This window comes from Paracoccus sp. SY, assembly GCF_002901215.1.
GTDB classification, from domain to species: domain Bacteria; phylum Pseudomonadota; class Alphaproteobacteria; order Rhodobacterales; family Rhodobacteraceae; genus Paracoccus; species Paracoccus acridae.
The window spans coordinates 17,065-39,659 of sequence record NZ_NWMQ01000020.1 but is presented as its reverse complement, the minus strand read 5'-3'; the positions used below and the strand labels follow the sequence as shown (position 1 = coordinate 39,659).

The following is a 22,595-nucleotide window of genomic DNA, read 5'->3' as shown; positions in this document are numbered from 1 at the left end:
TGCTTTGCGACTGGTAGCGCGTCCAAGGACCATCCTTGGCGGGCTGGGTCGGCGCTGCGTACTTTTCCCAAGGTCCACCCATTACTGCACCTGTTCCCAATTGCTCGGATCGGCGGGATCACCGCCCTTGAAGAGAAACCCGTCTTCTATGTGGCCTGGCGCGAGTTGCCCTGCATGCTGCGGAGAGGGTTCGTTGCCAGTCGGCGCGGTTGCCGTTGGTTCATCTGCACTTCCTGATTGCTCTGCCGTGCCATCGCCAAAGCTGTCCAGCGGGTTCCTGCGCCCTTGGAGCAACTGGAACGCTTCCGCCCGGTTGATCTTGCCGTCCCGCAGTTGCTGGACGATTTGCGCGCCTTCCGCATCGTACTGGGCAATAGCGCGCATTGTGTCGATGATGCGCTTGTTGCCTCCCGGCTGGTTGATGATGCGGGGCAGGGACTGCTTGAACAGCGCCAAATCGGCATCGGACATCGGGCCGCTGCCGGGCTGGCGCTGCTCGGGCACCAACGAGTTGATAAGGGCCTGCGCCGCCTGGATCGTATCGAGCCCCTCGGTGTTGATGCCCCATTCGCCCGCCCGCAGCGCCGCAGCTGCGGCGAAACCGGATGGGCTGGCATCCAGAAGGGCTTCGAGCTGTTCAATACGGGAAATGTTGCGGGTTGCCGCTAGGCCTGCTTCAGCGACAGTGGCAAGGGCGGCTGCGTCGGTCTTCGCAAACTCATCATCGAATTTGCTGCCACCATTGTTGTTCACGGTCACGCCACCGCCGCCAATCGCCTTGACCTCTCCATTCGACCCAAGGTTGTATGCCTTTTCCGGATCCAGACCGAGAGCCTTGGCTTCTGCGCCGGTGATTGTCCGGAACTCCTTCGGCTTGGCGCGCTCCTGCCAGCGGGCCATCGCGTTTTCCGGTGCGATATGATAGTGCAGCCGTTGCAGCACATTATCCACCTGATCTTCCTCGACCGTAACCTCGCCGGTCTCGCGGTTGCGCATCACCAGCCTGACCCCGATCGTCTCGCCTAAATCATCCTTGATGAGGCTGCTCTGATCCTTCACCACCTCGAATGGGCTGGGGTTGTAGTTGGTGTCATTGAATGCATCGGCCATTGCACTGACCGCCGTTGCCTCGTCGCCTGACAGGATGGCGGCACCGGCGCGATGCCACTGCCGCAGCCCTTCCTGGGTGGCGGCATCGCTGATGAAGGTGTCGAAGGCCTGCGCTTCTTCGAAGCGGCCTTGCTGCATCAGGTGATCCCGGTAGATCGACGCGCCCTTCTCCCGATAGGCGCGCATGCTTCGGTCGGCAACCTGATCCATTTGCTTCGGAGTGAGGGCCTGTCCAGGCGCGATGCCAAGCTGCGGCAGAGTTGAAACGGTGGTTGCCCCCGCAGGCGTCTTGGCAACCGCCTCAATGGCCTGTGTCACGGCTCCGACAACATTGGCAGCGGGCGCTGCGCCAAGGCCTTCGGCTGGTGTGCGCTGGACGGGTGCCGGGGCCACGGCTGCGCCGGGCTGAATGGAATAGCCGCCCTGTGCCTTCATTGGCGGCAGCAACAGACGGCCATTGTGGTTCTGTTCGCGCCCTTCCGGGGGAAGGCCAAGGCTGACGGAGGCTGCGCGCTCGACAGGGCCGGGCTGTTGCGCCGTCACCGGCGTCAGGTTCACCGCAGGCGCGGCTTCGGCGGGCGCTGCACCAAGGCCACCTTGCATGGCCTCCCAGGCCGAAGCCGCCGCGGCACGATCGCCGATGAAGTCATCCCATTGCCGGTCGCGCACCCGGTTGTTGTCGGCCTCGACGCCCATGTTCGCGATATGGGTTTCCCGGCTCCACCCGTGCTGGTCGCGCGCCCAGTCCTGCTGCTCCCCAGCCCAGCCGTGTCGGTCGCGGTCCCAGCCGTGGGCCTCGCCAAGCCGCTTCTGGCGTTCGGCCTCGTAGCCGTCCAGCACCTTCTGGCGCTCTTTTTCGTCTGCGCGATCCTCCCATTTATGGCGGATGTCGCGCCCGCTGGCGAAGCCGTTGACGAAGCTAGCGAAGGAATTACCCAGGCCCATGGTGATCCTCTTATGTGACAGGGGGCAGGGCACCCAAAGCCATGCCTGATGTGCGTTGCGGCTGCTGTTGCGCTGTGCGGTTCCCCCCGCCGGGCCGGCCATCTGCAAAGCCGAAGATGTGGTTCCCGATCTTTTGCCACGGACCCCCAGCGCGCCGTCCCCATTTCGGATCAGCTGCGGCTGGATTGTAGTAATGGGTCGCGCCGCCCGTGGGGTCGTTGTATTGGCCCGCAAGGATTTGGTCGGCCACGCGCAGGGCATGTTCGGACGGCTTGATGCGGTCCATGTTCAGCGCGCCTTCACCCTTGGCGTAGCCGGTCACGCCGTTCCATGCGGAGAACTGGCCGGGTGCCATGATGACGTCTCGCAGGGTCGAGCCGCCATATTTCCCCGATTTCGCCCGGTTCCCGATCACGGCACCGACGGCAAGCATTCCATCGTAGCCCTCCCCGCCAGCTTCCGCCTGGATGGTGCGGGCCAGCAGGTCACGTTCATCTGCGGTCTTGAAGTCACCGCCGGCGGTCCCGATCGACCCGGTGGACGTGCTGCCGCCAGCCGGGGCGGCTGATCCATAGCCCAGATCGGGCGCGGCCCCGAGGCCGCCGGCCATGCCGCCATTCGCCATCTGCTGACCCAGGATGTCGATCAGCTTGGCATTCTGATCCATGACCGCCCTGCGCTCGGCGCGATCCTTCTTGGCGTTGTGCGATCCAGCGAAGCCTTGCGCGAAGGCACCGAAGCTGGCTCCCAGGCTCATGCCGCCACCGCCTTTCCGCCGCCCAAGGCTTCGCTGAGGCGCCTGTCCAGATCCTTGATCGCGCCCATGGTTACGCCGATGGCGGACGCGATGTCGATCGACTTGCCGTCGCCGGTGCCCGTGGCCGACTGGAAGTCCTCAGCATATGTTCCAACGTGACGGCCGCCGTCACCCTGACCCGGCTTGTAGGTCCATGATTCAATAGGCATTGAGCGCACCGCTTCCAACGCGGCGCCGTCCCCGACCGGCGTCTTGTCGGTCTTGGCGTCCTTGCTGGACAGCATGGCGCCCATGGCGGGCAGGGCGGACCCCCAATTCACCATACCAGCGACGGCGCCCAGCCCGCCCAGCAGTCCGGCCTGGCTCTGCTGGTTGGCTTGCCAGGTCTGCATCCGGTTCTGGTAATCTTGGTTGAGCAGCTGGCCCTGCTGGTTGTATCCACCCATCGCCCCCTGCGCGCCGGACCCTATGGCGCTGTTCGACAACTGCATTGAGGTTGCCGGGTTTACGCCAAGGCCCGATCCCAGGTTGATCGCGTTCGCCATCTTGGCTTCGCCCTGCGCCTCGATGCGATCACGGGCGAGGTTGCCCGCGCCAACCTTCGCCAAGGCGATGTCGTTGCCGCCTTCGCGTTGCGCGGCCAGGAACCGGCCGCTGTTCGGTGAAATCCCCATCGCCATGGCCTGCCGGGTGCGCTGGCCTTCCGCCAGGCGCCCTTGCAGCGCCACATCGGCCATCGCCTCGCTGGCGGCCTGACTGCGCCGACCCGGCGTGTCCCATGCCTTCGCGTCCGCGATGTAGCTATCCTGCAGGGGCTTGAACACGGAAGACCAGCGGTCCCGGTCCTCTGCTGCCCATTCATTCGTGATCTTGGCCTGATCTTGCATCCAGCCAAGGTATTTTTCACCGATCTCAGCGCTCTTCAGCGCAGCAATTCCGATATTCGGATCCGGTCTTGGTGCGCTTCCACCGCCGCCCATCTGCCTTACTCCTGCGCGCTTTCGCCCATCTGGGGGCGGTAATCTTCATCACGCGGCCCGGCAGAGGCCAGCACTGTCTCTTTCGACAGTGACAGCACGATACCATCGCCGCCGCCCACAACGCTAGACCTATCCCGGTATTCGACCTGGAAGCCGATTTTCAGCAGCGTGCAGATCGCGTTGACGTTCTGGACCGGCACGCGCGCCACCAGCGTTTCCAGCCCGAAGAACTTGGGATGGAACGCCAGGATCGACAGGGTGGTGATGATCTCGGCGGTCAGCTTCTTGCCTGCGGGGCAGCCCAGGTGCAGTTCGGCGCGGCCGCCCCGGAAGCACTCGAACACGGCCACGGCCAGCAGGTCCATACCCGCCTTGCCCGGCAGATAGGCGGCCACGGCGCGGGCGTCCGACATGAAGCCGTCCGATCCGGTCAACTGCTTGGCCACCTCAAGGTGGTGGTTCTGCTGGTTGCTAATGAAGGTGATCTTCCGTCCCATGGTCTTTCCTCTCTCAGGTTGGCAGGACGACGCCGAACAGGGCGTCGAGCAATTCGGGCGGTATGTCCTTGGCATGGGCCACCAGCAGCAGCAGCGGGTCCATGCGGTTCACGGTGGTTAGGGATGCCCAGGTCACGCGGATCTGCATCTGCAGCTTGGGATCGAGCCCGGCCATGGCCTCCGCGAACGATGCCGGGATCTGCCGGTTGGCCGCCTCGATCATGTCCTCGTCGGACAGGATGCCATATTCGTTGCAGGCGAACAGGAACTCGCGGAACGACAGGTCGCGGGCCTTGCGGGCAGCATAGAGTGCGGCCTGATGGTCGGCCGGCGTGCGCGGGTCGAACCACTCACGCTGGCTGAAATCGAACTCGGCCCATGACCCAGGGCAGGGCGGATATTCCCGCCAATCCTGTTGCATGAAGTCCCAGAAATGGGTGTCGTCGCGGACCTCGCCCGGTTCGACAACGAGGATCTCATAATCCCCGGCCTGCGCCTCAAGGGATTCAGCGGAACACTCGCCCATCCTGACGATCTGCCCCCTGCCGTCGATGATGGCGTATTTACTTGAAAGCATTGAACACCCCCAGGAAGCGGTTGCTGGCGGCCCCGCCGATAGGGTTGGTCGCAAGCCGGTCGGTGTAGAGGCGGCCGACCACAAGGCGATATGTGATCGAACCGCTGCGGTTCACCGGGTCGATGATAGTGTGCGAAAAGCGGGTCAGGCCGCTGGCGATATCACCCTGGATTTCGCCCGCATACAGCACCTCGTAATCCTCCGCGCCAGGACCGAATACCCGGTCCACGCGAATGGAGGCCGCCCGTGCGGTCGTTGGGGTTGAGAAAGACAGGTTGATGATCTGCGGCCCTTCTCGGCCAATGGTGTAAGTCAGGCTCTGGTGGACGGTGGCTGTCCCGACCGTACGACCTGAAACCGTGAAAGCCCGCTCGAAGATGGTGATTGCGCCGCCTTTAACGTGGATCCGGTCAACGGCCAGATCCTCGATATGCGCGCTCTTGATGACGGCGCGGGGCATCCACATTTGCCCGGCCTTGGTGATCCGCCAGCCGGTGAAGGTCGCCGCGTTGAAGTCGTCCGATTGCAGGAAGCCGTTGAAGATGGCGAGGCCCGCGACCGACAGGCTTTCGGTGTCCATGTGCCGCGCGGCCACGGTCTTGGAGAACAGGCGCGCGCCGTTGATCGTCGTGGTGCCGCCCGGCGACCAGGGCGACGGCTCGGACGCATCTTCATGCGTTTCTTCAAGCTGCGGCTTCCACACGAACAGATAGCTGCCCGTCTGGCCCGGCAGGGTGTCGCGCTTCACGAAGCTGATGGACGCATAGGCGGCATTGGCAGGTGCCAGGCCCTTGACCTGCACGCGGGTCCAGGCATCAGGCCGTTCCCTGTTGGCGGCCGGCACACCATACTGCGCAGCTGGCGAAGCGACGGGCGTAAGCTGCTGCCCGTTCACGTCATACCAGTAGATGTAAAGCTGCGCCTCGCAGGAGATCGTCGCAAAGTAAGCGGACGCGAAATAGGTCTTTCCGCCCGTGACCGGCACGCCAATGGCCCGTTCCCCGGTGCCCTTGATGACCGGGCGCTGGAAAATCTGGCCGTATCTGGTTCCGTCCGCATAGCCGTTGTTCTGGAAGATCATCAGAGTCGGCCAGCCGGGATGGGCGTAGCTTTGCCCCGGCAGCCGCAAATCAATGGTCCGGTTCGCAGCCGGAAGGGTGCCGGTCCCGATATAATGCGCGAACCCATCCTCAAAAGCCGGGTCCACCAACAGGTTCTTGCCCAGCCCGACGACCAGCTTTTCCGTGGACAGCGTGCCCTTGGCGACGATGTTGTCCCCGATCAGCTTCAAGAGCGAACCGCTGGACCCGCCGAAGTTGTTGAAGGCCACGGCCTCGATGCCGGCCGCGACCTTACCGTCATCCGTCTCCACGATGTTGCGGAAGCGCGCGACGGTCCCGTTCAGCCCGGACAGGGCGGTTGCCGACTGCTTCACGGTCGCCCAAGCACCGCCCAACTCCGCATAGAGTTCCATGTCGAAGTTGGCGATGGCCTGATTGGTCTGGGCCTGCGTGAAATAGTTGGTCGTCAGGTGCGCCTGAACCTCGGCCATGACCTGACCGGAGCCCATTTCCTCCTCTGTCGCCACCCGCACGCGGACGCGGTGGATCTTGATGCGCTTGGCCGCCAGCGGGGTGAGGTAGTTCACCATCACATAGAGGTTGTGGGACGCGAAGGTGCCCGCGAAATTCGAGGGCCGCACGAACACGCCGCGCGCCAGCCGGGACCGGCCCGGAAGCCCGGTCCCCGGCGTCATCTCGGCCAGGGTTTTCTGCGCCCGGAAGTTCCCCCCGGTGCTGTTGTTCCAGTCCAGCAGCACGGCGGCGCCGTTCAGGCTGCCCGATACGAGGGTATAGTCGATCTCGACCACATAGCCGCGCGCGTTCGTCTGGCCCGGCCAGATCGCCTCCGGGCTGGCATTGATCCTCATGCCGTCCTGCTGGGTCGCCGTGACGGTGAAGTCCCAGGTGCGGCCGATGTCGAACTTCTCGTTGGGCCGGAACACCAGCGTCCCCGCGCCGGTCCAGCGCAGCCAGTCGGACGACTCCAGGTAAGGATCGGACAGCACGCCGCCGACTTCCTTCGCCAGCGTCGAGTTCAGTTCCAGTTCAACGGCGCTGATCGCCTCGTCGGCCTCGGCCTTGGTATAGGTGCCGTCGATGGCCGTCGCCAAGGCGCCAAGCCCCGTTTCCGGGTCGTTCAGCCTGGAATTGACCTCGGTAACGAAGGACGCGAACGCGCCTTCAGGGTCGGTCCATGCCTGCTTCAGTTCGGTGATGTTGGCCTGTGTCACAAAGTCTATGGCCGACATGCGGGTGCAGGTCAGGCTGGTAATCAGGGCATTGCCCGATGTGCCGGTGTTGTTGCCGAAGAACAGAAGCCGTCCGAACGCCGCGGTTGGGGGCGGCGCCAGATCGGACAGGGCCATGAAAGTCCATGCCCCGACCACCGGGCCATTTAAAACGGCGCTGTTGCCCAGATAGACTTTGGCCTTGTCGAACCACTGGATCAGGATGCGCGGCGTCGGCGCGCTTGCCGTTGGCCGGTAATAGAACGCCCCCATCGAATAGCGTTCTGCCGGGGAAACTTCGAATTGTTCGGTCTGCCGGGTGGCGGTGCTGGCGGGGGGGATGCTGAACGCCTTGGCATCCGGCATCTGCGCGATATGAGGCTGCGCGGACAGCGTATCGCGCACCACAAGGCTTGCCAGCGTGCCCAGAGTGCCGAACCAGAAGTCGAGATTGCGCCGAAAGCCCGGATCGCGGACCAGTTGCGTCTTGCCATAGGTCGCCGTCACCCGTTCATCGACCTGTGCGATGGCTTCCTCGGCGTTGGCGATGGCGGTCGCCTGTTCCGAGATGATCGAGCCATTCGGGCCGACAGCGGTTTCCACCACTTCCAGCCGGTCGGCAATCGCGCTGCCCTCGATGACCTGCACAATGGCCCCGTCCACCACGGCGGCGTCGGCATTGAGAAACCGGGCATCGACCTGATCGCTGATAAGGGCCGTTACCGCGTCTTCATCGACATAGGCGGCCTCGATCTGCGTCACCCGCGCTTCCAGGGCAATGTTGACCGTGCTGCACTCGATGGCGGTCAGCAGCGCCGCAGCGCCGCCCGCCGCCTTGGCGATGGTCAGGGTCGCGCCAACGGCGGTGTCAGGCGGATCGACCTGCTTGGAATAGACCTTCCAGCTATTTGCCGGGGAAAGGGTCAGCGTCTCGACGGATGGCGTCCCGACTGCCGCCCCCGCGGCGTTTTCCCATGCCAGCGTGACCGTGACGGTGCGCAGCGCACTGGCGGCGGCCGAGAACCGGAACTGCATTCGGTCGTTCGGCCCGACCTCAAAGACATTCAGGTCGGTGCTGATCGAGGCGGCGGTGGCTGCGGCCAGTTGCACAAGGTTGGGCTGCGGCGCGGCCGCGCCCAGGCCGGTCTGATCGGCCCGCGCCAGAACCGTCGCCGCCGTCAGGGTCCAGCCGGTTTCACCCAGAGCGAACAGGCCGTTCTGGACAAGGTTCGCGCTTGTCAGGGCAGCGGTCAGTTGCGTGATCTGCCCGGCCACGGACTCGAACTGGCCTTGAACCACCTCGTCGTAGCTGTTGATCCCGCTGGTGACATAGCCTTGCGCGGCGGCGGTGGCGTTGGTCAGCAGGTCCAGCTTGATCTTGCCGCCCGCGTCCATCAGCCCGTCGCGCGCGGCCTGCACGCGCTGGTCGATGATGCCGCCCGTCTGCTTCAGTTCGTCCAGGTCTTGATAGAGAAGCCCGACCTGCTGATCGGCATAGGCCTGCGCGGCGTCGGCTACGGCGATGGCGTTGATGATGTCCTGCCGGTCCGACTCGGCATCCTGTTCAAGCTGGTCGATGCGGCCGATGATGGGATCCAGCCCCGGCGGGGTGTATCCCTCCAAGGCGTCATCCACGACCTTATCCACGATAGGCTTGATGACGGACGGGTCGATGGTGCTGGTCAGGCCGGTGGTGCTGCGAAGGATGCCTTCGATCTCGTGCAGCCTTACGGCGCGGTTCTTCTCGGCGCCCTTCCGTTCGCCCAGCAAAACCTCAACCTTCGACTTGAACAGCTGGTCGGCCGCCGCGCTCATTCAGCCAACTCCTGCAAGGTGCGGGCCAGACGGACCCGGATGACCTCGGCATTGCCCCGCAACTCGATCTGCCAGGACTTCGCGGCGCCATCCGGCAGGCGGAACGGCTTGTTGCGCACGTTGGAGCGGTGCTTTTCGACGCCATCGGCATAGATGATCGTCAGCAGCACACCGCCATCACCCTCAGCATCGACCTGCACGGCACCGAAGGTCTGGCTGTCGAGCGTGCGGAACGGCTTGGACTTCCATGCATAGGTGCCCACCGCGCCCGTATCGGGATCGAAGCGCAGGACCTTCCGGCCCGCTGCCTCAAGGATGTAGAGATCGCCCGTCTGGGGATGCGTGAACAGGCTGCGCCCGGTGTCGGCCGCGCGCACCAGGAAGGGCTGCGCCCCGGTTGTGTCCACAAGGGCCAGTTTCCGGGTGATTTCGCCCTGCGGCAGATAGAGGAAGGCATACCGCTGGCCGTAGCGCGCCGCCCGGATGTTCAAGGGCTGCATCTTGGCCCAATCAGCCGACGTCCACAGGGCTTGCGAGATCAGTTGCGCGCCGGAACTGTTGATCTGCACGAGCCCATCGGGGCTGGCGTAGATCGCGGCATAGCCCATGTCGACAATGGACCGCTTGGCGACACAGGGAAGGCCGCCCTCGATCTTGTCCATCGACATGGCCTCGGGGTGCAGGCCTTGGACGACATAGGGCAGGCCGGTGGTCAGCACCGCCAGCGACGATCCGAACGCAGCCAGGCCGACGATGAAGTCATTGGTGGTCAGCACATACTTCAGCGGCCAGGCGTGCGGCTGGAAGGGCTCACAGAACCAGATTTCCTTGCCGCGAAAACCCGCCATGATGCCGTTGGGCATCGCCGTCAGGCCTTGCAGGTTGTCCGGGACCGGCCCAAAGCCGTCCGTTGCGATAGGTTCCTGGTTGGGCGCCGTCGCCGGGTTGTGGACATAGGACACGTTGGCGGCCGGCACTTCGGCCACAAAGAACAGTTCGGTGGCACCGGTGACGCTGGTTTCCGACCGATAGATGCGCTTGCCGGTGATGAAGCGGTTGGTGGGAAAGCCGCTGGGCATTCCGCCCACAGTGACAATCACCCCGTCAGACCACAGGATCGGCGGCGACAGAGGCGACGGGGCGCTTTCCTCGCCCAGCGATGTCACCCACGTCCACGCATAGGCCACATAGACTGCCTCGGCCGCGTTGACCGTGCCCGTGATCGCCACGGTCGGCCGCACAGTGGGGTTGGGCAGTTCAAGTGGCACTTCGGCGCCGTCGATCCGCATGACGGGCGCCGCGCCGGCCCGCGTGACATAGAGGCGATCGGTCGCAACGGGACCGGGCACGGCATCGGCATCGGTCGCCCATGACAGCCAGTCGCCGCCATGCAGATACACCGTCTCCGCGACGGCTGGAGTTTCGTGTCTCTCGACGCTCTGGCGAAAGGCCGTGAGGCTGCCACGATCCAGCGCGGCGCCTTCGCTCGATACGGCATGGGTGTCGGGCAGATAGTGCGGGGGCGTCTTGGGTATCTCGCCCGCGAAGCCCCGCAACTCGATGCGCGCCGCCATGTCAGAAATCCTGGAACTTGGTGCGGATCTTCGCGCGCTGCTGTCCCCGCATGTTGCTGCGGAACGACGCGGCCAGGTCGCGCTGGAACTCGGCACCGTAGCGGGCCGCCTCCTTCGGGTTCGACCATGCTTCATCCGGCATGGACAGGACGCGCTGCAGAGCGCCGCGGGCCAGCGTCATGCCGTGCAGGCTGATGAAATGCTCGGGCAGCACGTTGAAGCGGTCGAACAGCGGATCGGCGGCTTGCGTCCCGAACTCCACCAGTGCCGTGGGTTTCAGGAACAGGCTGATTTCCAGCTTGCCCGGACGGAAGGGGATGAGGCGAACCGTGTTTGGTGCGGTCTGCGTGATGTAGCGGGGCTGCCCCTCGGGCCAGTTCTGCAGGGTGGTGAACTGGATGGGATCAAGCGGGGTGCCGTCGAACTCGGCAAACTCGATCTCGTGGATGACCGATGCGGTGCGCGCCAGGTTAGACATGTCCGTGGTGGCATCGACGCCGGCGGTTGCCTCGTATTCGTTGCCACCGGTCACGAAGATCAGGGGATATTCTTCGCCATCGAAGGTGCCGGTCAGGATGGTGGTATAACCGCCGGATACATCGACCTGGACGACGTGACGCCAGGCGCGCGACCGTTCCGCGAACTCGATGGCGGCCACGCGAACGGCCTGCTCGACAAGGAAGTCAGGGCAGGTCGCCGCGAACGGTGCGATGTGCGGCAGAAGCGCGGCGGTCCTGACCAGGTTCACCGGCATGGATCACCCGCGCATGTATTGGGTGGCAAGGCCGATGGCAGCCGTGGAGGCGCCCAGGCTGGCAAGGGTCTGCGTCGCCAGACCCAGATGCTTGTCGGCCCGCCCGGCAGCATCCGGCGCGGCGCTGTCCTTGGAGAAGGCGCGGAACAGCATGAAGTCCAGCAGCACGCCCTGGTAAAGGTCCGGGAACTCGGATGCCGTGGTGTAGCTGTCCACGTTCAGGTTGGCTGCACCAGCGGGCAGAGGCACGTCGGTCGGGTTCTTGGCCACGACGGCTTCAACGCTATGGCTGACGCCTGTGCTGCCGGGGATGACATAGAACTCGCGTGGCGTGATCGGATCCTGGAACACATAGACGGCGGCTGCGGCGAACGGCAGGTCCGCGCTGGAATGCCAGCCGGGGATCTGCGCGTCGAGGATTTCGCGCTTTGCAATGGTGCGGATCGCCTTGCCGTTTGTGCCGGCGTTCTTCACGACACGCGACAGGGCCGCATATTGCGCGGGCAGGGTCTGCTTGGTGCCCTGGGTCAGCGCCAGGGTCACGGTCGCGGTCAGCGCGGTCGGCATGGCCAGCACCACCGCCCGCTGCGCTTCGTTGAGCCAGTCGCGCAACTCGGGTGCGGTCCAGCGCACGGCATCGCCATCCTGGAGGATGATCGAAGCGCGGTTCATGACTTGGGCGGCGGTGAAGGCCATGGGTGTTTACTCCGCTTCGCGCTTCGCGCGGATCTGGGCGATCATGGTTTCGGGTTTCGACTTCGGCGGCGCGGCCCGGCCCAACTCCGACTTGAACAGCGCGCGCAGGGCGGCATCCTCGGCGTCGGTCAGTTCCTTGCCTTCAAAGGCTGCGAGATCGTCGGTCGGCGCGGCTTGTTCCTCGCCACCTTCGGCACCTTCCGACTCGTCGCCATCCGGGTCGTTGCCGTCATCGTCGGTCTGATCGCCGGCGCCTTCCTGATCGTCGCTGCTGGTATCATCGGCTTGCGACGCGCGCCGGGCTGCCAGTTCGGCTTCCAGCTGCTCGATGGTCAGGCTGGCCGGGTTGATCTGGGCGACGTTGATCTTGCTGGCTTCCAGCGTTGCGATGGAGGCAGCGGCCAGCGGCACGGCGTCTGACAGGCCAAGCGACAGCGGCCCGTCATAGCGGCGGTAGCCCTCCGGGATCGACAGAAAGACCTTCTGGTGATCTTCGTTCTCGACCGGGGCGACATGCGGCCCATCTGCCCAGAGCGGTTGGAAATGGTAAATCGCGCCACCCATGGGAACGACGGTGCCGTTCAGGTCGCGCAGGATACGTTCGATATTCATGGGGAGCCCCTCTCTTTGGAAAAGCCCCGGCCGGTGTGCGCCGACCGGGGCCTGGGTTCAGGTCACTGTCCCGCCTGCGTTCAGGTCGAAGCGTAGCGCACGATTGCGGTCAGCTTGGTGCTGCCCGACGCGGCGATGTTGGCCGAGAACTTGACGCCGATGGACCGGGCCTCTGCCGACTTGGCGATGGCAGCCAGGGCCGCGACGGTTGCGTTCTGCTGGGTCGTGGGGGTCACGTCATCGAACAGCAGCGTGCCCAGGGTGCGCGCGGGATCGTCCGACGCGACGGTGCCGGTCATCAGGCCCATGTCCATGGTGGCGGTGCTGGTGCCTGCGGTCACGACGCTGATGTCGGTGATCCGGCAGTCCGGGGGCAGGTAGAACAGTTCGAGGATGTCGGCCGACGCCAAGGCTTCGGTGAAGACGTGTTCCACGATCTCGACATAATCGACGTGGGCGACATAGGGAGACGGAAGCTGCTTGCGCCCGTTCCCGCCCGTGTATTTGGACATCTTGGTAGCCATGGGTATCTCCTGATGGCTGGATGAGGGGGAAGGCCCGCCCCGCTAAGGGACGGGCAGGGCGCTTATCAGCCGGCGATGACCGGGTTGGGCGACTTGGCCGCGGTGTCCACAGCGATGACGCCGAAGTCGCGGCTGCCATAGCGGGACTTCTTGAAGCCCAGGATGGCACCGGCATAGATCGCGACGCGGTTGCCGGCGTCCTTCGACTCCTCGACCCACTGGAAGCGGGTGCCGTTGCCGCCGTTGCCATAGGCCAGCACGCCAGCCTGGCGGCCCAGCACCAGGGCACGGGCTGCCTCGACGTTGGCGCCGGCGCCGTAGTCGGAGAAGCGGCGCACGTTCTCATGCTCGTGCAACACCATGTTGGCGATCATGCCGGCGCTGCCGTTGAACAGGGGGTTGTTCTTGCCCTGCGCGGCGGCTGCGGCCTTCTGCACGTCGGCCCAGGACAGTTCGGTCTTTTCGTTGCGCAGATCGAACATCTGGTAGGGGTTCATCAGCATCACGAAATGCTTGCCGCCCTCGACCGTGACCGGGACCATCTTGACGGTCGTGCCGGTGGCATCGGTCGAAGCCATCGTGCGGGGCATGACAGCGACGCGCTCGATCAGGTCGCGGTTCATCTTGTGCGTGGCTTCCAGCGTCGCCTTGCTGGTGGCGGAACCGCCAAAGGCCAGGTGCTTGTTGTCCGGCGCCTCGATCGGGTTGGTGGCGAACGGCCGCTTCACCAGCGAGTCTTCGTTGATATAGGTGCCGGGTGCCGTGCCCGAGAGATAGACGATCATCAGTTCGTCGGTCCACTCGGCGGTGTATTCGGCCACGCGATCCTTGGCGATCTGGCGCAGATTGTGCAGGGTGCGCTTGCGCGTCATCCGGCCGCCGGCATCGGCGCCCTTCCGGGCCTGGTCGATGCGGACGCGATCCTGCAGGAAGGTCAGGTTTTCTTCACGACCTTCGACAACATCGTCGCCTTCGGTCATGTCGCCGCGCAGCTTCAGCGAGAGGTCGAAGATGATCTCGTCGCCGGCCGACTGCTCCAGGTCCACCTTGCGTTCGATGATGTTGTTTTCGCCCGTTCCGATGAACTTGGTGAAATACATCTGCTTGGTGGTGTCGCGGGCGAGTTCGTTGGCCCAGCGTTTGACAGCCTGCGGGCTGTTGATTCCGAGAGTGGTCCTCATAGGTAATGCTCCTGTCACAGACCAAAGGGTTTGCGACTTCGCTGCATTTCCTACGCGTCGAAATCAGTCCTTCACTTCTACCACAGGTTGCAGGGCTGCTTCAACGCTTTTGAGGATGTCCCCGCCTTCGCTGAAATCAATGGTCAATTCCCGTGGCGCGCGCACCGAGATTGAGGCGGTCGATCCCGTTATGCGTGTGATCGTGACCATCACGTCCCCGACCGTGATGACCAGCGGGGCAGTGCGCAGGCTTTTCTTCTTCATGAGGCCAAGGCCCCGCATCGGTGCGCTCATGGTGCATCCTGATAGCTGAAGCGCGGCAGTTCGATCCGACTGACTGCGCTGCCACGGAAGGCGATCGGGCGCCGGGACACGATCTCGCACAGCAGATAACCAATCTTGTTGGTGGTCAGGATCGCCCCACCGATAAGGCGGTCTGCATCCACCAACTCGCAGGCGGTGGCGAAATCTTCCAGTTCCGTCTCGATGATGTAGAACCGCTGCTTGTGCTGCGACTGATCCACGTCAGCATCTTGAGCGAACCACACCTGAATGATGCATCCAGCCATATCTATCCCTCGTGGTTGAAGCCCCGGCCTCGTTGACGGGCCGGGTGCTTGTGCTGTCAGCCTGCGAGATACTTGGCCCGCTCGGACTCGCTCATGCGGTCCAGGGCGGCTTCGGCATCCAGCGGGTCCATGCGATCCAGCGCGGCGAACCGGCTGTCCTGCACGTCGTTGTCGGTGGCGGCGGGCACGTTGGCCAAGGTCTTGACCGGCGCAGGGCGTGGATCCTTGCGCGGGCCAGGCTGTTCCGCCTTCTTCTTCGGTGCGGGCGTGTCCTCGGTCTTCGGCGCGGCCTTGGGCGCCAGCAGTTCGGTGCCGGTGTGCTTCTTGACGTATTCGTTGGCCAGGATGCTGGCGGCCTCAAGGCGCTGGCTCCAGTTCAGGTGCCCGAACTGCTCCGCACCCGCCGGGCTGTTGATGTGCTTCAAGGCCTGATCAAACACCTGATAGCCCGTTGCGCCGTTCGGCTCCCCAGGGATTGGCTTGGTGTTGTCCATCAGTTCCGGCCGGGTTGCCGTGAATGCGTTGACCTTGCCATACCAAGCCTGGGCATAGTCCTCCTGGGCCTTGGTGTTGGCGTCCTTGGCCCGTTCCAGTTCGACCGTGGCCTTGGCCTGCTCCGTGGTGATCTCGCGCAGTTTGGCCTTGAAGTCGGCATTCGCAAGTTCGCCGTCGTCATACTGCTGCTGCAAGGCATCGATCTGGTCGTCAAAGCCGGAAACCTTGGCTTCCAGATCGGCGGTGTCCTTGAGGGTCAGGACAGGATCGGGCGTCTGGTCCGCTTCCGGCGCTTCAGCGTCGTCCTGCGCCTCGCCCTGGCCTGCGTCGTCCGCGTCAGAACCATCATCCTGCGCGTCGTCGCCGTCATCTTCGCCGGTTCCAGCATCGTCGTCATCGTCGTCGCTGTCATCATCGGCACCGGCGTCATCGCCGCTGTCGTCATCATCATCGACAGAGCCATCGCCAGCGTCGCCTTCATCGTCATCCTCCAAGCCAGGGTTCAGTTCGTCATGCGCGCTCTTGGACTTGACCAGCGATGCCTTGATGTCGTCAGGCAGTTCATCGACCAGCGGATCGTCGCCCTCGGCTTGGGCGGCGATCTCGGCGGGGTCCAGGAACTCACGCATGTCGTCCAGGGTGAAGGCAGGGGGCAGGCCCATGGCGACAAGATCGTCGGCACTGGCGCTATTCAGAGGGTTCTTAGCCATGTTGTGTCCTCACATCGGCAGGGTGGGTCAGCAGGATTGCCAGTCGCCATCGGTCAGCCAGCCATGCCATTGGCAGGGCATTCCGCTGTTGAAGACGCTGGGTCGAACGGTTGGGGCATCCTCGGTGCCAGAGAAGGTCCACGCGGGGCCAATCCTGTCGCCTTCGTCTTTCGGCAGATACGACTCTCGCGCGCATCCGCAGGGGCAGATGAAGGCGATGCCAGACCCATGATGCACGAATGAGCCTGCAATCTTCTCGGTGCGCAAAGCGGTGATGTCGGGTTGCCTGATGGCACGCATGGCTACATCACTCCTTGGGGTGCAGCGCCCGGTTCGGGAGCCATCGGGGGTTGGGCAGGCAAGGCGTCAGGGGCAGTCATGGGGTCGGGCTGGCCGCCCCCGGCAGCGGCATCGGCGTCCTCTTGCGCCGTTGCCAGCAACTGATCGACGGCGGCGCCCACGGCCGGGGCTTCAGCGATCTGCAAGCCGGCTTCGATCGCCTTTTTCAGGTCGTCCAGCGACTTGCCGCGCAGGCCCATGATGGCGGCGTGGGCCTCAGCCTTGGTTTTGGCGGCCTTGGCCTCCTTCTCCGACAGTTCCGCCTCGGCGGCGCGCTTCTGCAGGGCGGCCTGTTCCTGTGCGGCTGCCTGACGCTCGATCGTCTCGGGGCTCGGGTTGTTCGGATCCTCGTCGGGATCGGGCTGGCCGGTGATCTGGCGGATGCGCTTGACGATCTCGTCGCGCTTCGGCACGTCCAGGGCCTCGATGGCGAGATCCAGCGTGGCGATGACGATCTGCGGCGCGGTGGCGGCAAGCCCGTTCATCAGTTCCAGCAGGGATGCGGCCTGCGCCTGGCGGGTCGTTGCCCTCCAGTCTTCTTCCTCAATGACGAAATCAGCCTTCCACATGTCGATGGCGTGCTGGGGCTGGTCAGGGTCATTGAGGTCCACCCACTGCGGATTGCCGCGGCTGTCCGTGATGCGGATCTGATCCTGCTCGGAAAAGAACTGCTCGACGTTGATCATGGTCTTTTCGCCGTGCAGGGCAGCGGCATAGCGCAGGTTGTCGAAGAACGTGGATGTCGCCAGCGACCCCTGATCCTGCTTGGCGATGATGGCCTTGCCGCTGGATGCGTTGGTGTTGCGGCCCAGGTTCTCATCGGTGACGCCGCCGACCGACTGGATCATGCGGGCATCCACTTCCATCAGCTGCATGTGCGATGAGGCGACTTCGGTGTTGGCCTCGATCTTCGGGGGTGGTGCGCTCTGCTTGTGGACGATCACGGCATCCGGGCGGCCTGCCTCGTCGCGCAGTTCCTCGATGTCGTCCACGGCGCCCTCCTGCACGGTCACACGCACTGTGGACAGGTGGTGCAGGGCCTTGGAGGCCCGCTTGTTCAGGTCCTTCTGCGGGCCGCGCATCCCCCTGATCGCGCCATAGGGCATGCCGTCGCGGGCGCGGCGATAGCCCCAGATCGGGGTGAACGGGAACTGGTTGTGCCGATAGGGCGACTGCCGGAAATCCAGCATGCCGAACTCGGTGAAGACGGCAACGTGCATGACCTGGCGGTCCTTCATCACCAGCCCGGCGCGCTCGTATTTCAGTTCTTCCCAATGGCCGCGCGACCATTCATCGAAGATTTCGCCGCGGAACTGGCCGCCGTTCATCACCGGCACGGACATCGGCCGCTTGAACCACATTTCGATGCAGCGGATCCGGTCGCGGATATAGGCGCCGCCGGCGGTGACTTCCGATCCGACACTGCCGTGGTTGTCCTGCTCCTGGCTGTCGCTGGCGTCGTCGCCATAGTCGGACTGCCCGGCGGCCAGCAGGCGGTCTTCCTTCGACTTCTCCAGGATGCCGATGCGGTCGGGGAACATGGCGGCGGCGATGTCGAGATCCAGCCACTTCATGCGGCTGACATAGCGGGCGTCTGACAGGTCCATTTCCTGCGCCCGGCTGTCCCAGAGCATGTTGCGCCAGCTTTCGCGGCGGTCATAGACGCGCGGTCCCTCGGTCGGATCTCCCTGGCCGGTTTCCAGCCAGCCCAGGCCAGCCTTGACGGTATCGGCAAAGGCCTGGCTGACGTGGTGGTTGGAGTGGTTGACGTCGCGCAGGTAGCGCAGCAGTTCGGTCTTCCGTTCGGCCGATTGCAGCCCGTCCTTGCGGCGGGGCAGAACCTTGTAATCCTGCGGGGCGCGGCGCTGCGTGCCCAGGATCCAGTTGATCGACGTCTGGATCAGGTTGAACACCAGGGGCGCCTGGCCCCGGTTCTCCAGTTCCGCGATTTCCTCAAGCGACCATTGGATGTGGTCGAAATAGTCCTCATCGACCTGCATCTGAAAGCGGTTCTCGGCCTGCCGCTCCAACTCGTAGCGGTAGATGGCCAGCAGGCGCTTCCAGATATGGTCGATCCTGGGATCATCCAGCTTGTGCGCGCGTTCCTTCGGCGGATTGGCGAGATCACGGCCCACCTGGGCGTGCGCGCTTTCGAGATAAGGCACCTCACCGGGCCGGTTGTTGTAGGGACTGCCGTTGACGGTCAGGATCCGGCCGCCTGAAAAATCAATATCGAACATGCTTCGTCAACTCCACCTCATGCAGCACCGCCCCGGTGCGTTGATCCGTAATCACGAGATCACCCACCGTGGCGGGGGGCGTCCCATACTTGGCGGCCGGGGCGGCAGGCATCGGCGGCATCATCATCATGTCGCGCAGGCGGGACTGCACGGCGTCGAACACGGCCCAGACAGAGCGGCCGGAATGGGGATTGCCCGGTAGGGCGCCTTCGGCCAGCCATCCACGAATGACCCGACCAACGTGCTTTTCGTCACCAATCTCGACCGTCCACATCCAGGCCTGATCGAGGGTGATGATGCAGGGGATCACGCGCCCCTGCTTCAAAGGCTTCGTGGCATCGACCAGCACCAGGCAAGGCTGGCTGCGCTTCGTCTCCGGGTCCATGAACCAGGTGCCGATGACCAGGATGTTGCCAACGGTCGTCTCGAAATGGCGATGTTCCAGGTCAATGACCGGGCGGGCGTCGAGGTTGAGCGAGGTGGGGGCGGTCACGCTGCGTCCCTTTCGTGGTGCAGGGCGGCGATCTGGCGCCGCAGATAGATGATCTCGTCGGCGGCACGCTGGCGCAGGTCAGGCAGCGGCAGGCCGGGGGACAGCAGATCGCCCAGCAGGGGGCAGGGGCCGCAGTCGCGGGATGTGGCGGGGGCGCTCATGCTGGCGATCCGTCAAGCAGGCCGACATGGCGCATCATCTGGCGCAGCCGATAGGCCGCAGGGGCGTCCGATGCGAACCTTTCACGCAGGGCTCCGCGAATATGGTCTTGTGCCATTCCGGGACTGATCGAGCATCCGAACCGGATGATCTGCTGATCGTCAGCGCCAGGGATGGATCGGAAGTCGAGACCAACCCATCCGTCCGTTATGTTCAGGACGAAATATGGTTCTGCTGCCGTCCAGACGGGCGCGATGTCTTTCTCGCTCATGCGGTGAGTCCTGATCTGCGGCGCTGCGGCTTCTTCGGGGCGGCGCCTGTCTTATGGGATGGGTGGAAGCCTTGCGCCCACTGGCGCAGCGCATCGGGGGCCTCGGAATGGCCGTCGTATTTCTGCGGCTCATCCTGGAAGGTCTTGGTCGCGGTGTTGAACTTCTTGCGGTAGAGGGCGAGGTGGGTCAGGCCTTCCTTGCAGCCTTCCTCGTCAAACCACGCCTCGGGGAACCGCTCTTTCAGGACGGTGATGCCGGCGGTGAAGTCATGGACGCGCGGGACGATCCGCCAGGACCAGCGGGGCCGCAACTCGGACAGCATCGACAGGGGCGAATACATCTTCATGTCAATGCCGGGACGCTCGGCATTGGCGTCGTGGGGCAGGTAGTGTTCGCCCCAGACATAGCCGGTCTTTTCCAGTTCCGTGACGTAGTGGCCGTAGCCTTTGCCCCAATCCTCGATGTAGCGGATGAAGTGCATGGCCAGGCCGACCTGCTGGCCCAGCCAGATGCCGGTGCCGTCTGCGCCGCCGATGTCCCAGAAGGTATGGACCGGCAGGGATGCGACGTGGGGCACCTTGCCGATGCGGCCGGCGGCCCGGGCTGCGTTCAACTGGTGGGTCAGGAAGGTGCCTTCGGTGGAGCGCGACCACGCTTCTTCCGGGGTGGACGGCATTTCCTGGAACATCATCTGCTGATCGCCCAGGAAGTCGGCTTCCAGCTTGTTTACATACCAGGCGCGCTGCCCCAGATCGATCGAGGTATCCATCTGTTCCTCGATCTTGTCGAAATACTCGTGCTGCTTGGGGCTGATGGGCACGTTGCGCGGGTCGGCGCGATAGCCCGGGTCCAAGAACCAGGGGAAGAAGTGAAACTTGTAATCCCCGCGGTTCAGGGGCGCCTTGGCGATGGCCTGCGCTTCGGCGCGGCTGGTCATGTCAAAGAACATCCCTTCCGCCCCCTCTGCCGTCGACTCGATCGTCACAATGCCGGTTGCAGGGACGGCGGGCAGCGATCCGGTCTGAACCTCTCGCGCCTTGGCGGGATACTTGGCCGCGATCTTCCCCAGTTCCGAGATATGCAGGAAGTGGGGCGTGAAGCCGCGCATTGACGTGCTGACGCGGATCGCGCTGTTGTTGTGGGCGAACAGAACCTCCGTTTCGCTGCGCTTCTTCGTCGGCATGGCGGCGCGCAGCGGTTCGGGCAGGTTGTCGTAGAGCAACAGAACCTTGTCCCGAAGGATGGTCGATGCAGCCTCGCGCTCGTGGGCAATGATCCCGCATCGCTGGTTGGGCGTCCAAAGCGCGCGATCCGATCCCCAGACGGCAGCAAAGGTCGTGAAGCCCAACTGCCGGGCCTTGAGGATAGTGTTGCGGTAATGAAAATCGTGCAGGAACCGCAGCTGGTTCACGTTGGGCAAGAACGGTTCGAGTTGCCCGATCTCGCTGTCGTCCTGGTCGTCCCCTTTGACCATGATCTTGTAGAGGACGCCGCTGCAGATCCGCCACATCGGGTCGGCCAGGCAGGTTTCCCATTCCTCGGGCGTCTGCGGCGCGGGCAGGGGCTCCTTGAGGGGCTGTGTCCAGTCGCGGATCATTCATTGCCGCGCCATGCGAAAAGGCCCCGCGTGGGGGCCTGGTCGTGGATATGGCGCAGCGCGTGGGCCATCAGGGGCACATCCACGGTTGACCGGTGCGATCGACGAACGATCCTGATGCGCTGCCTTTCAGTTTGGCGAACAGGCGCGTCTTCATGGTGCTGATCGCCGGACCATCACCTTTCTCGTAGCTGATGCCCCAGAACTTGATTGGCTCGAACAGGTTGGCGTCATGGACGCTATAGCTGTCGCGGCCTGCGTCATGTTCGATCAGCGCCACGCCATCGCGCTTGGCGAAGAACTTGGCCTGGAGCAGCAGACTGTCTGCCGGGTTGCCCTTCACGACCTGGATCGGCCCGGGCTTACCGGCGGCCTCGCTGACCGCCCGCCAGTCCTCTGCTGTCAGTTCGCCGGTAATGGTGGCAACGGTGTCGTCCACCAGCTTGAACTCGACGCCGCCGCTGTGCAGGCGGTTGATCTGGACGATGGCAGAATCGTCCTGCTGGATCTTCTCGATGATATGCAGGGGCAGCGTCGGAACCTGCGCCAGACCGAAGCCAACCGGCAGCGCGGACGCACCGTCCCAGGTGATCCCGCCCGACTGGCAGGATCCCGGAGGATCGCCGGCAACCGCACCAGCCCGCTTGCGCTCATGCGCGATGCCCTCGGCCAGTTCGCGCTGGCGTTCGGCGTCGGGGGCGACAAATTCGTCCTCTGGCCTTTGCGGCTTCGTCAGGTCGATAGCGTGCCGCAGGGCGCACCTGAAACGGTAGGTGCTGTAGTGGGCAGGCATGTTCTGCAGGACGTTGGTGACGATCTCAACTGCATCGCCCAAGCTAATGGTCTTGGGTGCCAGTCTTGTTCGAGGACGCATGGTCTGCTGCGTAGTGGCGGGCTCGGCATTGGGCGGGCAAGGGCTGCAAGCCTCATGCGGGGGCTGACAGGTGCAGGGTTCGCCGTCCTCATCCTCGACGCGTTCATCCAGCCACTTGCCCAGCCAGGCAATCGCGTCGCCGGCATGGTCAACCTCGTCGTCGTCGCCATAGAGGACCGCGTTGATCAGCGTCTCGCGGGCGGCCTCGATGCGGTTCTCTTGGTCGCGGGCATCGCGCTCGGCGCGGTCCAAGATGTCGGGCAGGATCGCAATAGCCTGGTTCAGCAGTTGAAGTGCGTCCTGGCTGTGCGAGTCCACGTCACGCAAGGCCACACCCGATCGGGTGATCTCGGCACGCGGGGTCTTCCTCTGCCCGTTGTTCTGGCCGCCCATGATGGTGACGTAAGGCAGGGTGATGCTGAACAGCACGGGCGCGTCGGTGGCGCCAGCCTCGGGCGCGGCTTCCTTGTTGAGATCAAGCACGGTGTTTCCCCTCTCTGGGATGTCGTTGTGGCTGTCGCGGTCGTAGGACATG

General features: G+C 64.2%; 22 protein-coding genes. All 22 read right to left on the bottom strand.

All coding sequences use genetic code 11. The features are described from left to right. Nucleotides 1–81 precede the first annotated feature (81 nt). Complete coding sequence (locus CK944_RS14440; protein WP_103173774.1) at nt 82–2,055, bottom strand: hypothetical protein; 1,974 nt, start codon at nt 2,053–2,055, stop codon at nt 82–84. 10 nt (nt 2,056–2,065) lie between these two features. Further along, complete coding sequence (locus CK944_RS14435; protein WP_103173773.1) at nt 2,066–2,812, bottom strand: cell wall hydrolase; 747 nt, start codon at nt 2,810–2,812, stop codon at nt 2,066–2,068. After that, nucleotides 2,809–3,636, bottom strand: a complete 828-nt coding sequence (locus tag CK944_RS14430; RefSeq protein WP_158248009.1) for a tail fiber domain-containing protein — start codon at nt 3,634–3,636, stop codon at nt 2,809–2,811. Before CK944_RS14430 ends, CK944_RS14435 begins: the two co-directional genes overlap by 4 nt. Before the next feature lie 161 nt (nt 3,637–3,797). Beyond that, nucleotides 3,798–4,289 (bottom strand): hypothetical protein, encoded by a 492-nt coding sequence (locus CK944_RS14425; protein ID WP_103173771.1) that lies wholly within the window; start codon nt 4,287–4,289, stop codon nt 3,798–3,800. Between the two features lie 13 nt (nt 4,290–4,302). Continuing rightward, complete coding sequence (locus CK944_RS14420) at nt 4,303–4,866, bottom strand: hypothetical protein (protein ID WP_146038664.1); 564 nt, start codon at nt 4,864–4,866, stop codon at nt 4,303–4,305. Then, the gene (locus CK944_RS14415; protein WP_103173769.1) at nt 4,853–8,971 is read right to left on the bottom strand and encodes a hypothetical protein; all 4,119 of its coding nucleotides are present in this window, start codon (nt 8,969–8,971) and stop codon (nt 4,853–4,855) included. Before CK944_RS14415 ends, CK944_RS14420 begins: the two co-directional genes overlap by 14 nt. Further along, on the bottom strand, nt 8,968–10,545 hold the full coding sequence (locus CK944_RS14410) for a hypothetical protein (RefSeq protein WP_103173768.1): 1,578 nt from the start codon (nt 10,543–10,545) through the stop codon (nt 8,968–8,970). Before CK944_RS14410 ends, CK944_RS14415 begins: the two co-directional genes overlap by 4 nt. A gap of 1 nt (nt 10,546) precedes the next feature. Further along, a complete protein-coding gene (locus CK944_RS14405) occupies nt 10,547–11,293 on the bottom strand; it encodes a hypothetical protein (protein WP_158248008.1) in 747 nt (248 codons plus the stop codon). A gap of 9 nt (nt 11,294–11,302) precedes the next feature. Next, nucleotides 11,303–11,995, bottom strand: coding sequence for a DUF6682 family protein (locus CK944_RS14400; RefSeq protein ID WP_103173766.1), 693 nt, complete (start codon nt 11,993–11,995; stop codon nt 11,303–11,305). A gap of 6 nt (nt 11,996–12,001) precedes the next feature. Continuing rightward, complete coding sequence (locus tag CK944_RS14395; protein WP_103173765.1) at nt 12,002–12,607, bottom strand: hypothetical protein; 606 nt, start codon at nt 12,605–12,607, stop codon at nt 12,002–12,004. Nucleotides 12,608–12,687: 80 nt separating this feature from the next. Continuing rightward, complete coding sequence (locus CK944_RS14390) at nt 12,688–13,131, bottom strand: hypothetical protein (RefSeq protein ID WP_103173764.1); 444 nt, start codon at nt 13,129–13,131, stop codon at nt 12,688–12,690. A 65-nt stretch (nt 13,132–13,196) separates the two neighbouring features. Then, nucleotides 13,197–14,312, bottom strand: a complete 1,116-nt coding sequence (locus tag CK944_RS14385; RefSeq protein WP_103173763.1) for a N4-gp56 family major capsid protein — start codon at nt 14,310–14,312, stop codon at nt 13,197–13,199. Between the two features lie 63 nt (nt 14,313–14,375). Beyond that, entirely contained in the window at nt 14,376–14,606 is a 231-nt protein-coding gene (locus tag CK944_RS14380) for a hypothetical protein (protein ID WP_103173762.1), read from the bottom strand. Beyond that, nucleotides 14,603–14,881 carry a hypothetical protein gene (locus CK944_RS14375; protein WP_146038663.1) on the bottom strand — a complete coding sequence of 93 codons (279 nt, stop codon included), beginning with the start codon at nt 14,879–14,881 and terminating at the stop codon, nt 14,603–14,605. The genes CK944_RS14380 and CK944_RS14375 overlap by 4 nt, the downstream gene beginning before the upstream one ends. A gap of 56 nt (nt 14,882–14,937) precedes the next feature. After that, complete coding sequence (locus CK944_RS14370; RefSeq protein ID WP_103173760.1) at nt 14,938–16,086, bottom strand: hypothetical protein; 1,149 nt, start codon at nt 16,084–16,086, stop codon at nt 14,938–14,940. Nucleotides 16,087–16,113: 27 nt separating this feature from the next. Next, nucleotides 16,114–16,386 (bottom strand): DUF6527 family protein, encoded by a 273-nt coding sequence (locus CK944_RS24325; protein WP_103173759.1) that lies wholly within the window; start codon nt 16,384–16,386, stop codon nt 16,114–16,116. 2 nt (nt 16,387–16,388) lie between these two features. Further along, nucleotides 16,389–18,665: a hypothetical protein gene (locus CK944_RS14360; protein ID WP_103173758.1), complete on the bottom strand. Its 2,277-nt coding sequence runs from the start codon at nt 18,663–18,665 to the stop codon at nt 16,389–16,391. Beyond that, nucleotides 18,652–19,158 carry a hypothetical protein gene (locus tag CK944_RS14355; RefSeq protein WP_103173757.1) on the bottom strand — a complete coding sequence of 169 codons (507 nt, stop codon included), beginning with the start codon at nt 19,156–19,158 and terminating at the stop codon, nt 18,652–18,654. Before CK944_RS14355 ends, CK944_RS14360 begins: the two co-directional genes overlap by 14 nt. After that, a complete protein-coding gene (locus tag CK944_RS23240) occupies nt 19,155–19,319 on the bottom strand; it encodes a hypothetical protein (RefSeq protein WP_158248007.1) in 165 nt (54 codons plus the stop codon). The genes CK944_RS14355 and CK944_RS23240 overlap by 4 nt, the downstream gene beginning before the upstream one ends. Beyond that, a complete protein-coding gene (locus CK944_RS14350) occupies nt 19,316–19,588 on the bottom strand; it encodes a hypothetical protein (RefSeq protein WP_103173756.1) in 273 nt (90 codons plus the stop codon). The genes CK944_RS23240 and CK944_RS14350 overlap by 4 nt, the downstream gene beginning before the upstream one ends. After that, nucleotides 19,585–21,186, bottom strand: a complete 1,602-nt coding sequence (locus CK944_RS14345; protein WP_103173755.1) for a terminase — start codon at nt 21,184–21,186, stop codon at nt 19,585–19,587. The genes CK944_RS14350 and CK944_RS14345 overlap by 4 nt, the downstream gene beginning before the upstream one ends. A 70-nt stretch (nt 21,187–21,256) precedes the next feature. Further along, complete coding sequence (locus CK944_RS14340) at nt 21,257–22,594, bottom strand: hypothetical protein (RefSeq protein ID WP_103173754.1); 1,338 nt, start codon at nt 22,592–22,594, stop codon at nt 21,257–21,259. Between the last annotated feature and the right edge of the window lies 1 nt (nt 22,595).